The following is a 15,233-nucleotide window of genomic DNA, read 5'->3' on the forward strand; positions in this document are numbered from 1 at the left end:
GTCATCGGCTCATCGAATAGGGCGCCTGCGCGCCCTGCCCCGGCCAATCCTTGTTCGGCTCGGCCTGCATGGTGAAACGCAGCTCGCCACCTGCCAGGATCTCGTCATGGCGCAGGAAGGTGCGCTGCAGCGGCTTGCCGTTGAGGCTCACGTTGCCGACGTAGGTGTGCCTGTCATCCAGCCCATCGGCCACGATGGTGAACGCCTTGCCGTTCGGCAGGCGCATCGCGGTCTTCGGCAGGAACGGGCGGCCGAGGATGTACTCGCCCGAGCCCGGGGCCACCGGATAGAAGCCCAAGGCGGTGAACACGTACCACGCCGACATCTGGCCGACATCATCGTTGCCGGCCAGCCCATCGGGGCGGTCGGCATACTGGGTGTCCATGATCTGCTTCAACCGCGCCTGGGTGCGCCACGGCTGGCCAGCGTACGAATACAGGTAGGCCACGTGGTGGCTGGGCTCGTTGCCGTGCGCATACCAGCCGATCAGGCCGGTGATGTCTTCCATGTGCTCGAAGATCGATGGATCCACCTTGGCGTTGAACACCTCGTCCAGGCGCGCGAGCAGCTTGTCGCTGCCCCCGTGCGCCGCCGCCAGGCCGGCGACGTCCTGCGGCACGTACCACGAGTACTGCCAGGCGTTGCCCTCGGTGTAGTCGGTGCCATAGCCGCTGGCGCTGGGGTCGAACGGCGTACGGAAGCTCCCATCGCGCTTGCGCGCGCGCATGAAGCCGGTGTCCTTGTCGAACGCATTGCGCCAGTTGGCCGCGCGCTTGTCGAAGGTCGCCGCGACATCGGCCTTGCCCATCGCCTGCGCCATGCGTGCGATGGTCCAGTCATCAAAGGCGTACTCCAGCGTCTTGCTGGCCGCTTCGCCTTCCTCGTCGATCGGCACATATCCCAGCTCACGGTACTGCGCGATGCCATCGTACGGGCCGTAGTTGGCAGTCTCGACCATCGCCTTCAATGCCTTGTCGGCGTCGAAGCCACGAATGCCCTTCACGTAGGCGTCGGCGATCACCGGCACGGCGTGGTACCCGATCATGCACCAGTCTTCCAGGCCATGGAACGACCACACCGGCAGCATGCCGTAGGGGCTGTGCTCGTGGTGGGCCAGCATCGAATTGACGAAGTCGCTGTTGCGTTTCTCCGGCTGCACCAGCGTCAGCAACGGATGCAGCGCGCGGTAGGTGTCCCACAGCGAGAACGTCGAGTAGTTCGTGAAGCCATCCGCCTTGTGCACCGCATTGTCCGGCCCGCGGTACTGGCCATCGGCATCCATGAACAGCGTCGGCCCCAGCAGGGTGTGGTACAGCGCGGTATAGGCACTGCGGCGGGCGTGCTCGGGCGCATCGATATCGAGCACCGACAGCGCCTGCGTCCATTCCTGTTTCGCCTGCGCACGCACGCGATCGAAATCAAAGTCGGCCACTTCCGCGTCGAGGTTGGCAATGGCGCCGGCTTCGCTGACCGGCGAGATCGCGACCTTGACCACCAGCGGTGCATCCAGCTTGCCGAATGCGAAGGTACCGACCAGCTGGCGGCCCTCGACCTGTGCGCGCTGCGCTGGATCCTTCTCGCCCGGCGGCGGGAAGCCCTTGTAGACGATGTCCTGCTCGGTGTTGTGCAGCTCATGCCCGGAAAGCGGCCGCGAGAAACGCATCGCGAAGTACAGCTGGCGACCCGGCGCCCAGCCGCGCGTCTCCCGGAAGCCGGTCACGGTACCATCGGCGCGCACCCGCACCCGCGACCACAGCACCTTGCCCGGGTAGTCGTACATGCTGGTGCGCATGTCCAGCAGCACCTTGGCGTCGGCGCCCCTGGGGAAGGCGTAGCGATGCACGCCCACGCGCGCACTGGTGGTCAGCTCGGCGCGCACCTTGTAGTCGTCCAGGGTGACGGCGTAGTAGCCCGGCTCGGCCTTCTCATCGTCATGGCGGAAGCGAGAGGCATAGCCGCTGCCCGGCTTCTCAGGATCGCCACGCTCCAGGCCGGGACTGCCGGTGAACGGCATCAGCAGGATGTCGCCCAGATCGGAATGGCCAGTGCCGGAAAAATGCGTGTGCGAGAAGCCGACGATGCTGCTGTCGTCGTAGCGGTAGCCGGCTGCCCAGCCATAGGCCTTTTCGCGTGGCTGGATGCGTGTGTCCGGGCTGAGCTGGACCATGCCGAACGGCACCGTGGCACCCGGGTACGTGTGGCCTTCACCACCCGTACCAATGAACGGGTCGACCGAGGCATAGGCCTTGTCGGCGGCGGTTCTGGCGGGCGCGGCCGACGCCAGGCCGGAAGCGAGCATCGCCGTGGCGGCGACAGCGATCAGGAGACGACGGTCCAGCGTGGGCATCGGCATTTGGATCGATTCAGGCGATAGCCGGATCCTAGCACCCGGCCTGTCACGCCGCATGCTGCAGTGCGACTGCCCGGTGGCCCGCACCGGGTTCACTCTTCAACCGTGAAGTGCGCTCTGCAACGACATGAGATCCGCGCTGTCCAACGGCCTTACCACCCGCGCGATCTCCTCTCCATCGCGCAGCAGCACCACCGTCGGCCACAGCTTCACCTTGAACGCTCGCCCCAATGGCCTTCCCTTGCCATCCTCGATCTTCCAATGCGGCAGATCGTTCGCTTCGACAAAGGCCTGCAACGCGGGCTGCGCGGCCTGGCAATGACCACACCAGGGCGCACCGAACTCCAGCGCCTGCCAGCCAGGCTGCGCCGCCACCTCCGCAGAGGTGGGCTCGTTCGCAAGGTGATCACGCATGAACGGCATGAGCGCTACGCCGCCAGTGCCTTCTGGATGTCTTCCAGCGGCGCGTTGGTCAGATCCTTGGCAATATCCCCGAGCAATCGCGCCTGGACCTCTTTATGCAGCAGCGGACGAATGCGACCCAGCGTGGTCGGGTCGGCGATCAACACCAGGTGCGCATAGCGGTTCTTCAAGGCATCTTCGTTGAGCTGTTCGGCCACCTGCTTGGCGAACGTGGCCTCATTGAGCTGCGAGACCGACATGTCCTTCGGCACGGCACCCGCAGGCCCCTGCCCGGATACACCCTGCTCGCTGATGTCCTGCAGGCGCAGTTCGCCTTCCTGCTTCAGGGTCAACTGGTGGTTGCTGCCCACGTTGGTGAACACCCGCGCCGAACCACCGTCGGCTACCACGATCAGGGTTCCCTCGGGAATCGTCCGCGCCATTGCATCCTCCATCAATCCGAAAAGTGGGTGTGCGCTCCACCTTATGCACGCCGATGTCACCAGAGCGGGTACAGGATGTGATCCCGTCATCGCAATCTGCAATCAGCGCTAAATTTGTCCGCCTGCCTGCCGCTATGGCCTCCATCATCGCGAGGAACCTCTGTGTACGCTGGCTCACTGTTCCACGTCTGCTTTGCCACCAGCCTGGCCATTGCCGGCTGTGCCGGTTGCATCCACCAGTTCCTGCAGGGCCAACCGTTCTTCGCCCTGGCCATCATGCTCTCGGTGCTCACCATGATCGGCGCCGCACTGGTCACGCGGAAACTGGCACTGCCGGGCGCCTTGGCGATGGCCTGCACGGTGTTCGGTTTGGTGGCGAAGTCGGCCTGAGCCTTCTGAACAGGCGAGGTGGAACACAGCGTGCAGATCAGCCTGCTTCGCTGCATGCTCACGCCAATGCCGTTATGATGAACGGATGATCGACACGACCCACTACGTGACGGGCGCACCTGTTACGTGGGAAGCACTGCCGACCGGCGCTTCGCTTGCCACGAATGCTCCCGCCCTGCATTTCCATCGCCTCGCGCTGGATCCCGGCGGATGACGCCCGCAGGCGCTCTGCCTGCACCCCTACGCTGATGTGATACCTGGCCGCTGACTGCTCGGCCGCTGTGATCCCGTTTTCGCGTCTCCGCCCCTGCGGCGGTGCTTTGCCGTGCGCGTGGCGTTGCGCCTGCACACATTCCCCGGCCCCCACGCCGCCTTCCGATGCCCCTGCGCCACTTGCGCCTGCATCGCCGTTTCCGATTTCCGGGACACACCACAGCACCCATTCCCCTATTCCATACCTACAAGGGAGCCCCTATGCAGGACACGCCCGATTCCCATGCCCACTTCGGCTGGTTCAAACGCCGCCGCCACCTGAAGGTCGATGAGATCACCGTCGTCGACAAGCCCATGCTCAAGCGCGCCGTGGGCGCCGCCGCACTTGGCAATGCCATGGAGTGGTTCGACTTCGGTGTCTACGGCTATCTGGCCGTCACCATCGGCCAGGTGTTCTTCCCGTCCAGCAACCCCACGGCACAGGTGATCGCCGCCTTCGCCACCTTCACCGTGGCATTCCTGGTGCGTCCACTCGGCGGCCTGGTGTTCGGCCCGCTCGGCGACCGTTATGGGCGCCAGAAAGTGCTGGCGTTCACCATGATCCTGATGGCGCTGGGCACGTTCTCGATCGGCTTGATTCCCTCCTACGAGCGCATCGGCATCTGGGCACCGGTGCTGTTGCTGCTGGCACGTGTGGTGCAGGGGTTCTCCACCGGCGGCGAGTACGGCGGTGCGGCCACCTTCATCGCCGAGTATTCCACCGACCGCAACCGCGGCCTGATGGGCAGCTGGCTGGAGTTCGGCACGCTGGGCGGCTACATCGCCGGCGCCGGAACCGTGACCGCGCTGCACATGCTGTTGAGCAGCGAACAGATGCTGGACTGGGGCTGGCGCATTCCATTCCTGGTGGCCGGGCCGCTGGGCCTGCTCGGCCTGTACATGCGCATGAAACTGGAGGAAACGCCGGCCTTCCGCGCCTTCGCCGAGGAAGCCGAGAAGCGCGAGCACGACCGGCCCGGGCTCGCCGCGCTGTTCCAGATACATGGCCGCCAGTTGCTGGTCTGCATGGGCCTGGTGCTGGTGTTCAACGTGACCGACTACATGCTGCTGACCTACATGCCCAGCTACCTCAGCGTCACCATGGGCTATGCCGAGAGCAAGGGCCTGCTGCTGATCATCATCGTGATGCTGGTGATGATGCCGCTGAACATTGTCGGCGGATTGTTCAGTGACAAGCTTGGCCGTCGCCCGATGATCATCGGTGCCTGCATCGCGCTGCTCGTGCTGGCCCTACCCTGCCTGCTGCTGATCGGCAGCGGCAACGACGGACTGATCTTCCTCGGCCTGATGCTGCTGGGGCTGGCGCTGGTGTGCTTCACCAGCTCGATGCCGTCCACGCTGCCGGCACTGTTCTACACCCCGGTGCGCTACAGCGCGCTGTCGATCGCGTTCAACGTGTCGGTGTCGCTGTTCGGTGGCACCACGCCACTGGTGACCGCGTGGCTGGTGGGGCGCACCGGTGATGCGCTGGTGCCGGCCTACTACCTGATGGGCGCGGCAGTGATCGGCCTGGTCACCATGCTGTTCGTGAAAGAGACCGCTGGCCTGCCGCTGCGCGGTTCACCGCCGGCGGTCGGCAGCGACAAGGAAGCCGCCGCACTGCTGAAGAGCGATGTGCCGGTGACGGTGGACCCGAGCCTGCCGCCACTACCGGAGACTGCGGAGCCTGAGCAGGTAAAGCCGGCCTGAGGCTCGCCGAAGCCGGCGTTGTACGGCCAAGCCCGCGCGCGGCTGCCTTTCGGGGGATCAGCCGAGCGTGGGCTCGGCTCTACAACGTACGCGCCCTCAATCGCGCGCAGCGTTTAACCCCATCGCACGCATCACGATGGGTTTGGCCCAGTCCGGCGTGTGCAGCAGCTCGGCCACCGAGACCGGGTACTGCAGCTGGCCGTGCGCCATCGCCAGCACCGGCAGCGGCTCGACGCAGCCGTCGGCGTCGGCGGGAGCGCTGTTGTCGTAGACATGCAGCTCGGCCAGGTGTGGCAGCAGTTCCAGCAGGTTCTCGCGCGCCGAATCGAAGCGGGCGTGGATCTTCTCCACCGGAATGTCGTGGCCGCCGGCGGCCACCCGCGCTGCAACACGGGCAATGTGCAGGTCCACCGTGGCCAGGCCACAGAACCAGATCGCGACGTGATGGTGCTCGCAGGCCTCGCGCAGCAGGCGCGGAATGGTGTTGCCGCCCAGCGTGGTCTCGAAGGCGAAGTCCGTGCCATCGGCCATGGCCTGGCGCAGGCGGCGGGTGCCTTCCTGCCAGGCCTCGGCATTGGCGTCGGGCAGCGGCCAGCCCGCCTCTACCAGGCGGCGGGTGAACGAATCAGGGTTGAACCAGCCCAGCCCTTCGGCTTCCAGCCAGGTTCCCAGCAGCGAACTCTTGCCGGCGCCGTTGACGCCGGCCAGCACCAGGATCCGCCCCATCGGTCAGAGCGGACGGCCGAGGGTGACCTTGCGGCCGCGGCGGATCGGCTGGCCCAGCACCTTGCCCAGCCCCTCACCGCGCTGCAGGCCAGCCAGAGTCTGGTCGAATTCGCCGCGCAGGCGCAGCAGTTCTTCACTGCGCTCACCGGCATCGCTGCCGGCAGCCTTGGCCAACAGCTCTTGGTAGGTGCGGATATCCACGATCACCGCTTCGGGGTGGTTGTGGTTGGTGATGACCAGCGCCTGCTTCTCACGCACGGTACGCATCAGGCTCGGCCAGCCCCTGGTCTTCACAGACGAGGCCGGGGCCTTCTCAAGTCCAGGCAGATCCAGTGGCAGGGTCATGGCACGGCTCCAGGCAGAAGTGGATAATGGCCACTATACCCAATTTGGCCAAATTGGATATAAATGCCGTTTCACGCGCCGGAGCCGGTCTGTGGCGCATCGGTCTGCAGCAGGCTGTCACGCTCGCGCAGTGGGAAGCGGATCCAGGCATCCAGCCCCTGCGGATCGAAGTGCAGTTCACCACTGCCGGCCAGCTCATAGGGCACGCGCTGCTCGATCAGCGCACGGCCCAGGCCGCGCTGGCGCGGCAGCTACCAGTCTTCCACGGCGGCATGGCGTTCACACCAGTGCAGGCCCAGCCATGGCTGTCCGTCCTGCACCTGCAGGTGCCAGGACACGTCGATCCGGCCATCCTCATGGGTCAGCGCACCATGCCGCAGGGCGTTGGTCGCCAATTCGTGGATCGCCAGGGACAGCACTTCGGCCGCCTTCGGTGGCAGCAGCACATCCTCGCCCTGCAGGCGATAGGCGGCGGTGACCGGCGTCTGCGCTGCGATCTCCTCATCGAGCATGCCACGCAGGCAGACCCCGGCATTGGCGCCACGGGTAAGCAGGCTCTGCGTGCGCGCCAGCGACATCAATCGTCCGCACAACCGTTCAGCGTAATCATCCACACTGCTGACCGACTCACGGGTCCGCCAGGCAATGGCATGGATGGTCGACATGATGTTGCGCACCCGGTGCTGCAGTTCGGCCAGCAGTACCGATTGGCGCTCGGTGGCACGCTTGAGATCGTCGATGTCCACAGCGATGGCGAATACGCCCGTCACCTCGCCGTCTGCATCGCGCAGCGGCGCGGCGGCCACACGGGTCCAGCGCGCGCGCCCGTCGTCATGCTTGAACTGGAACTCCAGCCCGGGCACTACCGTCTCACCGCGCAAGGCCCTGGCTATGGCGAAATCCCTGGGTTCGATGCGCGAGCCGTCGGGGTGCCATCCCTGCCAGCGGTGGTGGTTGGGCAGATCCGTGGACGGCACCTTGCCGGTGGGAAGGTAGGTGCGCATCTGGTCGTTGGAGAGCTGCAGGCACCCCTCGGCATCGACGATGCAGACGCCCACCGGCAGTACCTTGAAGGCCAATGCCAGGCGGCGGTCCGCCTCCCGCCGCTTCTGCTCTTCGCGTTCGCGGGCCGACTGGGCCACATGCGCCGCCGTCGTCTCGAACATGGTGACCAGCACGCCGCTGACGCGCCCCTCTTCGCCACGGATGGGGCTGTAGGTAATGGTGAACCACACATCCTCCAACCGCCCGCGGCGCGCGAGGGGATAGAGTTTGTCCTCGTAAGTGATGGTTTCGCCCTGCCAGACGCGCTGGTAGATCGGCCCGTTGATATGCCACACCTCGGGCCAGCATTCACGGGTCGGCTGGCCGAGTCCGCCGGGATGCTTGTCGGCCAGGATCTCGGCATAGCCATCGTTGTAGAGCTGCACCAGCTGCTCGCCCCACAGCACGATCATCGGGAAACCATGCGCCAGCATCAGGTCGACGGTGGCGCGCAGGTGTGGCGGCCACCGCTCATACGCTCCCAGCGGCGTGGATGACCAGTCATGGCGGGCGATCCGCGCAGCCATGCCATCGTGGCGCCCGTGCGGGTGCGCTGCAGGTGGCATGCCGCCACACAGCTCGGTGGCGCGGATGCCTTCAGGACGGCGCGACATGCCGCGCGATCAGGCGATGCCCGCAGAGACCTGCGGCGTCGCCACCAGCCCGGCCAGCTGCTGCACCAGGGCTTCAATGTGATACGGCTTGGTACAGCGCGGCGCGCTGGCGAAGCGGCTTGGCAGGTTGTCGTCGTAGCCGGAGGTCAGCAGGAACGGGGTGCCGGCCTCGGCCAGCCGGTCGGCCAACGGATAGACCTGTTCGCCGCCCAGATTGATGTCCAGCAGCGCCACATCGATGGGATGGGTATCGACCAGCTGCCCCAACGCCTGCAGGTCACCGGCAGGCCCCACCACCTGTGCGCCTTTCAGCTCCAGATAGTCGACCAGGAACATCGCGATGGCGAATTCATCCTCCGCCACCAGTACACGCAGCCCTTTCAGGCCCTCTGGTTTGTTGCCCGCTTCCAGCACGACCGGCGCTCCTCGACACACGCGGCCCACCTCTGCCGCAACGCCCGCAGGATGCGCGAACCGGGCTACAAGAGCGCGTGATGATGGATGAAGGTCGCGGCCACGGCGCGTTCACCGCGGCATTGCAACGCCGCGTTCAGAAGGCCCGTTCCCACTTCAGGCTGAGCAGGCTGCGGTCGTGGCTGTACAGCCAGCCGACGTTGCTGTCGATGCGCGCGTAGCGCAGGCTCAGGCTGGGTACCAGCCCGGCCACGGCCAAGCGCTCGCTGCGCACGATGGCGATCAGGTTCTGTTCGTCGTCCTGCCTGCGCGCCTCCAGCAACGGACTCCAGGTGTCGTAGTCGCGCTGGCGCAGCGACACGAATACGGTGGCCGTGGTGCCACTCCACTGCCGCGCCGCGCCCAGCCGCAGGCCGCGCTGGCGGTAGCCGTTGGCCGGGTCGGCTGCGCTGCTGTCGGTGACATCCAGCCCGGCGAAGACCGTCCAGCGTGGATTGAGCGCGCGGAACCAGGTGGCGTACAGCGATGCCAGCTCGCCGTCGTAGTTGCTGGCAAGGCCCTGCTGGCGATAGCGCTGGCGCTTCCAGTCAGCCTCCAGCTTGAGCAGGCTGCGTGCATCCAGGGCGTACTGCCATTCCGCGTGCACGCCGCTGCCGCCCTGCAGCGCATGGTTGCCCAGGCCCTGGTAGTCATAGCTGGGGGCGAGCATCACGGTCTGCCGTGCACTACGCCAGCTGTAACCCGCCTGCACGTTGGCATTGAGTTCGTTGTACGCACTGTGCCCGCGCCATGCCTGGCCGAAGGCGAGACCGCGCACGTACAGCCCATGATGCCCGCCGAGCACCCAGCGCCGTTCCAGGCTGGCGTCGTAGTCGAGGCCCGCCGCGCGCTGGGCGTCCGGCAGTTTCCGTTCGATGATGCAGGCGTCGCCCACGCCGAACAGGCAGGTGCGACTGGCCGAACTGCGGTTGATGTTGTCACTCCATGCCGGGCCGGCGGACAACGCGCCTTTCCAACGCTGGCGCGCCTGCAGGGCACTCAGGTAACCGTCCACGCGCGCGCGGACGCCGGCCGTGGCCGGATCATCGGCATTGATGCCTGCAGCGATGGCTGTGAACAGCGCGGCCGCATCGCGATCGCGCTGGTCTTCCGCATAGACACGTGCCAGCTCGAGGCGGGCCGGCAGGAAATCCGGCTGCGCCGCCAGCAGCGCTTCGTACTCCATCGCCGCGCGACGATGGTTGCCGGCCACCCGTGCCAGCGCTCCCTGCGCATGGTGGCGCAGCAGGGGGTCATGCCCAGGCAGTTCGATGTACTCGTCGAGAAACGCAGCGGCGGCCTGCCATTGCTGATGCTGCAGAGACAGGTAGAGAGCCTGGCCCAGATCATCGACGGTGCGCTCCACGCGCAGCGTCTGGCCGTCGATGGTGATGGTTGGCCGCTCCGACTCGGCCTGCTGCAGGCGCTGCTGGTCCTGCTGCTGGTGGCGCAGCTCAGTGCCCTGTTCAAGCACACGACGAAGATCGTCCTGCTGGGCGCGCACCTCGGTGGCAGCCAACAGCAGTACGACAAGGAAGATGGAATGGCGCATGGTCGATCCGTGGTGGTGCATGCAGCGGGCCGAAGCAGGGACTGGCGGATCGCGGCTTGTCCCTGCCCTGCCCCGTCAGGGGCGTGGCGATCAGTTCTTGCTGCCGCCGAAGGCGGTGTCGTACTGGCTGTTGCCGCTGAAGGTGGCGATACCGGCCAGGGTGGCCGCGTTGGCGCCGAAGAACTGGCCCTGGGTGGTGCCGGCAACGCTGCCGTTGGCGGTGGCGGTGCCGGCGAACGAGGCGTTGGCGCTGTTGATGTTGGCGTTGACGTTGATCGACAGGCCGCCACCGCTCAGGCCACCGAGCAGGGTGCCATTGCCGAAGTTGGCGCGGAACGTACCCGACAGCAGGTTGCTGCCATTGAACTTGTTCAGGCCTGCCACGCTGTAGGTGGCCACGCCGGCCGGCAGCGTGGTGCCGGCACGGTCACCGACGAAATAGACCTGGCGGTTGTTGAAGCCACCAGCGGCGCCATCCTTGGACCACTCGCCGAACCACACATCGCCGCTGCCGACCTTGACGAAGTTGAAGTGGCCCATGCCGGAATGGCTGCCCGGGGTACCGGTGATCGGCATGGCCAGTGTGCGTACGGTGACACCATTGACGGTGGTCGGGGCCGAGTAGGCCGCCAGGCCCTGGAAATCGACCGGCTTGGCATTGGACACGGTGCCAACGCCGATACCGGCCTTGCCGGCCGAGTGCGGGCCGCCGTTGACTTCCGACGCACCCACCTTGACGTACAACTGCGCATCGGTCGCCGGGCTGGCAGCGCCGACGATGTCGGCCGCCTGCGCAGTGCCGGCCAGGGCCAGTGCAGCGGCGACGGCCAACAGGGAACTGTTGATCATTTTCATGGTATTGCTCCTTGGGTTGAGGGAACTACGGGTACAACACAAAAAGGAACGGCGGCGGATCAGTTGCGCTGACCGCCGAAGGACGTATCGAACTGGCTGTTGCCGGCAAAGGTTGCGATGCCGGTCACCGCACTGGCACCGGCGCCGAAGAACTGGCCGCTGCTGGTACCGATGATCGAACCATTGGCGATGGCCGAACCGCTGAACGCACCGGTGGCGCGATCCAGCGTGCCGCTCGCGGCGAGCCTGTATCCGGTCCCGACCAGGCCGGCGGTGACGGTGCCGGTATCGAAATTCGCCCGCAGTGCGCCTTCCAGCACGCCGCTGCCATCAAAGCGGTTGATGCCAGCCAAGGTGTAGGTCACGATGCCTGCTGGCAGCGAAGTACCGGCACGGTCACCGACGAAGAACACCTGGCGGTGATTGAAGCCCGCCTGCGCGCCGCTGGATGACCATTCACCGAACCAGACATCTGCATTACCCACCTGCACGAAGCTGAAGTGGCCCACGCCAGCGGTGGCGAACGGCAGGCCTGCGTCCGGGTCCAGCGTGCGGACCGTGGTTGCGCCACGCACCACCGTGGTGGCGTAGGGCACAAGGCCGGCGACGTCCACTCGCGCCGCGTTGGCATACGGCCCCAACGAAATGCCTGCGCGACCGGAACGGTGCGGACCGGCATTGAGTGTCGATTCGCCTGCGTTGATGTAATGGACGCCGTCCTGGGCCGGGCTCTGCCCGCCAGCGATGTCGGCAGCCATGACCGGCATGGAAGCCAGCAGGCCGATCGAAAGTACAAGGGTGCGGGGCTGTTTCACGGTTAATTCTCCCTGTCGAATGCGGACTCAGAAGCGTGCGGTGATGCCAAGCTTGATCGTGCGGCCCGGTGCTGGAAGCGTTGAGCGTGTTGCCGGGTCGACGTAATAGCGGTTGCCGAGATTGCTGCCGACCAGCTCGACGCTGGCGTGCTGGTTGAAACGCCAGCGGGCGTAGGCATCCACCGTGGTGATGTTTCCCCAGGTGAAGGGCACGTTCTGCCAGAGCAGGCTGCTGCCCCCGGCGATCAGGCAGTCGCGGTAGGCCTGCAGGTCCGGATTGTCGTGCCGCTGGTAGTGCACGATGCGGCTGCCCAGCTCCAGGCGCTCATCGAACAGACGGGTGCCGAGTGACCAGTTCACCGACAGCTTCGGCGTGGCCTGGGTCAGCAGATAGCCGCTGACGAAGCCATCCTGGACGCAGTTGGGCACCCGCCCCTGGTCCGCATCCAGCCATACCGCCGAGCTTTCGTCGCAGACTTCGTTTTCAAGGATGCGGCTGATGCCCAGATCGGTGAAGAAGCGCCGGTTGTCGAAGCGCGCCTGCAGCTCGATGCCGCGGATGGTCTGCTTGTCGATGTTGTCGAACATGAAGTACGCATCACGCTCGATGACATTGCGGGTCTTGTGCACGTAATAGGCCAGCTTGACGTCGGCATCGGCGGTGTTGCCGAACAGCCCGGAAAGGTTGTGCACGTACCCCAGCTCGTAGTTGTAGGCATGCTCCGGCTTGAGTGGATACAGCGGATTGAGGCTGCTGGAGAACGCAATGGTGCTTTCGAACATGCTGGGGAAGCGCACCGCCTCGCTGTAGCGCAGATAGGCACGAGCGGCCGGCGAGAAACGCACCGTCGCCGAGAACGTCGGCAACCAGGCGTGATCGCGGTGCCGTTCGTTGCGCCCGGCCACCGACTGCATCGCCCCGCCCCCGATCCTGCAGCGGATGTCGGTGCCGAGGACCATCGGCAGCAGCCCGGGGATGGCGGCGACCTGGCCGTTGATGCAGGGATTGGTGGCTCGGCTGTAGTTGCCGTTTGCATCGGGCAACCAGGGAATGCCGTGCTGGACCTCCCTGGGTGTCTCGTACTTGCGCAGCAGGTCGGCCAGCGACTGATCGACGATCCAGCCCATGCCGATGCTGTCCCAGAATTCCCGCTCACTCTCGAGTGCGTCGATCTCGCCCTGCAGGCTGTCCGGCCGCGGCGGCAGTTCATTCACCCGGTACTGCGCTTCGCGCGGCACGATCGAGGTCGTCTGCAGTTCCGGGTGGGCCTGCAGGAAGTCGTCGAACGCCCAGTAACGGCTGTAGCGCACGCCGGCATTGAGGGTCAGGAAGTCGACCGGACGCCATTCCAGCGTGAGGTAGCCCTCGCCCTCCTGGCGACGGCCGGCACGCGGGTACATGCGCCAGCCGTCGGACGGGCCGAAATACGGGTCGCGCGAGCCGAGCTTTTCGTATTGCCAGTTGCCACCCACGGTCAGGTCCAGGGTCGAATGCAGCGCGAAGCGGTTGCTCAGGGTCAGGCCGGTGCGGTCGTTGCGCGCATTGGCCAACGCGGTGTTGCGCAGGATCGGGCTGGCGTCCGGGTTCCATGCCGGGTTGCCTGGCGCGAAGTTCGGGAAGCCGCCTGCAGTGTAGGTATCGCTGTCTGTCTCCGTGCGCCACAGGTTGACGTAGAGGTCCAGCCAGCGGCTGCCGGCCGGCTGGAAGCGGTACTCCAGGTTCCAGGCATCGGACGCAACCCGGCTGAGCGGCCACTGGATGCGCCCATAGTCCGGCGCGGACAGGATGCGCGATGGCATGATCTCGCCGTAGTGCGACAGCGTGCGCCGCCAGGTCGCCTTCAACTGCTGGTCATCGTTGATCTGCCAGCTGCCCTTGACCAGCCAGGACTCCTGTTCGCTGGAAGTATTGGGCACTTCATCGCCGGGCTTGAAGTAGCGCGCCAGCGTGGTGATGTAGTCGATGCCCTGGTACTCGAACTGCTCGCGCCGGTCCTGGTCGTAGTAGGCGCTGCCCTGGGTCCCGGAGAAGTAGTTGCCGCGCTTGCGCCAGGCGTAGGCGGCCATCAGGTCGACGTTGTCGCCACGCACGCCCAGCGCCAGGCGCCAGGCCTGGTCCTCGCCATCGAGGGGGTTGTTGCCACTGCGCGACTTCACCGGCACCACCAGGGTGCGGTCATCGTAGGGCGAGTTCGGCGAGCCCTGCGGAAACCCCGGCACGGTGCGGTAATCCTCGCCGGTGTGCAGCCGCGGCAGGCGTGGCGCCACCGCATTGCTGCTGCCTTCGATCTTCAGCTCCCCGCCGAAGCGCTCACCCGCTTCCACGATGTCATCGACGTCGATGGTCTTGATCACCAGCGCGCCACCGATCCCGCTGTGCACATTGCGCACCAGCCCTGGCCCCTTGATGACCTGGATGCCACCCATCAGGTTGGGATCGATGTAATTGCGGTTGCTGACGCCGTTGTAGCCGCGCCAGACCGTGAGCGCCTGCTCACTACCGTCGATGCTGACCGGCACCCGCCCCGGCCCCTGGATGCCACGGATGTTGATGTCCAGCGCGCCGCTGTTGCGCGCATCGCCACTGAACACACCGACCAGATCCTTGACCACGTCGGCCGGGTTGGAGCCGCGGTAGCGCTCCACCCGGTCGCGCCCCGAATACGCCGTGGTCAGGTCCAGCGCGAACACATCATCGTAGCCGCGCCGATCACGCGCCTCGCCCCGTTCCGACTGCAGGCGACCGGCCACGTCCAGAGTCTCGGTTACCCGCACCCCTTCCCCTTCACCCGCCTCCACTGCGGCCCGCAGGCTCCAAGTGCCGTCCATGCCGCGCTGTGCGCGCACGCCACTCCCGCGCAACAGCTGCTGCAGCGCCTGCATCTGGCTGTACTCGCCTTTCACCGCACTGGAGCGGCGGCCCTCCACCAGGTCACTGCGGAACACCACCTGCACATCAGCCTGGCGGCCAAAGGCACGCACAGCGTCGGCCAGGGGCTGTTCCGGAATCGTGTACTGGCGCAACGGCGCGACGACCGCCGGTTGCGCCTGCACGCCCGGCGCCCAGGCCAGCGGCAGCAATGCAGTGGAGATGGCCAGGGCCAGGGCGGTGACGCGACGATGACAGGCGGATGCCGTGGACGGCATGGACAGGAACTCCTCAAGCGTGGCGGAACCACGGGCACATCCGGTGCCGGTGGCATGTCTGGCTTGAGGAGAAACGGTGTTTCGCTCTGGCTATACCTCTATAGACAGCGCGATGTGGCGATTGCCCACGGTTTT

General features: G+C 66.1%; 13 protein-coding genes and 1 pseudogene. 3 read left to right on the forward strand and 11 right to left on the reverse strand.

Translation table 11 applies throughout. The features are described from left to right. Position 1 precedes the first annotated feature (1 nt). The 3 genes from AC5P8C_RS01290 to AC5P8C_RS01300 form a co-directional block, all read right to left on the reverse strand. Positions 2 to 2,353 carry a GH92 family glycosyl hydrolase gene (locus tag AC5P8C_RS01290; RefSeq protein WP_019659839.1) on the reverse strand — a complete coding sequence of 784 codons (2,352 nt, stop codon included), beginning with the start codon at positions 2,351 to 2,353 and terminating at the stop codon, positions 2 to 4. Positions 2,354 to 2,449: 96 nt separating this feature from the next. After that, positions 2,450 to 2,773 carry a thioredoxin family protein gene (locus AC5P8C_RS01295; RefSeq protein ID WP_495218261.1) on the reverse strand — a complete coding sequence of 108 codons (324 nt, stop codon included), beginning with the start codon at positions 2,771 to 2,773 and terminating at the stop codon, positions 2,450 to 2,452. A gap of 5 nt (positions 2,774 to 2,778) precedes the next feature. After that, on the reverse strand, positions 2,779 to 3,195 hold the full coding sequence (locus tag AC5P8C_RS01300) for a baeRF12 domain-containing protein (RefSeq protein WP_019337746.1): 417 nt from the start codon (positions 3,193 to 3,195) through the stop codon (positions 2,779 to 2,781). Positions 3,196 to 3,357: 162 nt separating this feature from the next. Here AC5P8C_RS01300 and AC5P8C_RS01305 point away from each other — a divergent pair, with 162 nt between their 5' ends. The 3 genes from AC5P8C_RS01305 to proP all read left to right on the forward strand — a co-directional run bounded on the left by AC5P8C_RS01305 (position 3,358) and on the right by proP (position 5,547). After that, entirely contained in the window at positions 3,358 to 3,585 is a 228-nt protein-coding gene (locus tag AC5P8C_RS01305) for a hypothetical protein (RefSeq protein ID WP_019337747.1), read from the forward strand. A gap of 85 nt (positions 3,586 to 3,670) precedes the next feature. After that, on the forward strand, positions 3,671 to 3,799 hold the full coding sequence (locus AC5P8C_RS01310; protein ID WP_256202341.1) for a hypothetical protein: 129 nt from the start codon (positions 3,671 to 3,673) through the stop codon (positions 3,797 to 3,799). Positions 3,800 to 4,059: 260 nt separating this feature from the next. Then, positions 4,060 to 5,547, forward strand: a complete 1,488-nt coding sequence (gene proP / locus AC5P8C_RS01315) for a glycine betaine/L-proline transporter ProP (protein WP_019659841.1) — start codon at positions 4,060 to 4,062, stop codon at positions 5,545 to 5,547. 96 nt (positions 5,548 to 5,643) lie between these two features. Here the strand turns inward: proP and AC5P8C_RS01320 are convergent, their stop codons facing one another. The 8 genes and pseudogenes from AC5P8C_RS01320 to AC5P8C_RS01355 all read right to left on the reverse strand — a co-directional run bounded on the left by AC5P8C_RS01320 (position 5,644) and on the right by AC5P8C_RS01355 (position 15,098). Further along, positions 5,644 to 6,273: an ATPase gene (locus AC5P8C_RS01320; RefSeq protein ID WP_495218262.1), complete on the reverse strand. Its 630-nt coding sequence runs from the start codon at positions 6,271 to 6,273 to the stop codon at positions 5,644 to 5,646. Between the two features lie 3 nt (positions 6,274 to 6,276). After that, positions 6,277 to 6,618 (reverse strand): type II toxin-antitoxin system prevent-host-death family antitoxin, encoded by a 342-nt coding sequence (locus tag AC5P8C_RS01325; protein ID WP_010485378.1) that lies wholly within the window; start codon positions 6,616 to 6,618, stop codon positions 6,277 to 6,279. 71 nt (positions 6,619 to 6,689) lie between these two features. After that, positions 6,690 to 8,276 (reverse strand): annotated as a pseudogene (locus AC5P8C_RS01330) (sensor histidine kinase). Between the two features lie 9 nt (positions 8,277 to 8,285). Beyond that, entirely contained in the window at positions 8,286 to 8,690 is a 405-nt protein-coding gene (locus tag AC5P8C_RS01335) for a response regulator (RefSeq protein ID WP_019659844.1), read from the reverse strand. A 136-nt stretch (positions 8,691 to 8,826) separates the two neighbouring features. Further along, entirely contained in the window at positions 8,827 to 10,281 is a 1,455-nt protein-coding gene (locus AC5P8C_RS01340; RefSeq protein WP_019659845.1) for a surface lipoprotein assembly modifier, read from the reverse strand. 90 nt (positions 10,282 to 10,371) lie between these two features. Then, on the reverse strand, positions 10,372 to 11,136 hold the full coding sequence (locus tag AC5P8C_RS01345; RefSeq protein WP_495218263.1) for a Slam-dependent surface lipoprotein: 765 nt from the start codon (positions 11,134 to 11,136) through the stop codon (positions 10,372 to 10,374). A 59-nt stretch (positions 11,137 to 11,195) separates the two neighbouring features. After that, the gene (locus AC5P8C_RS01350; protein WP_019659847.1) at positions 11,196 to 11,951 is read right to left on the reverse strand and encodes a Slam-dependent surface lipoprotein; all 756 of its coding nucleotides are present in this window, start codon (positions 11,949 to 11,951) and stop codon (positions 11,196 to 11,198) included. 27 nt (positions 11,952 to 11,978) lie between these two features. After that, complete coding sequence (locus AC5P8C_RS01355; RefSeq protein WP_495218264.1) at positions 11,979 to 15,098, reverse strand: TonB-dependent receptor; 3,120 nt, start codon at positions 15,096 to 15,098, stop codon at positions 11,979 to 11,981. Between the last annotated feature and the right edge of the window lie 135 nt (positions 15,099 to 15,233).

Source organism: Stenotrophomonas sp. YJH_SMC_46 (assembly GCF_059370315.1).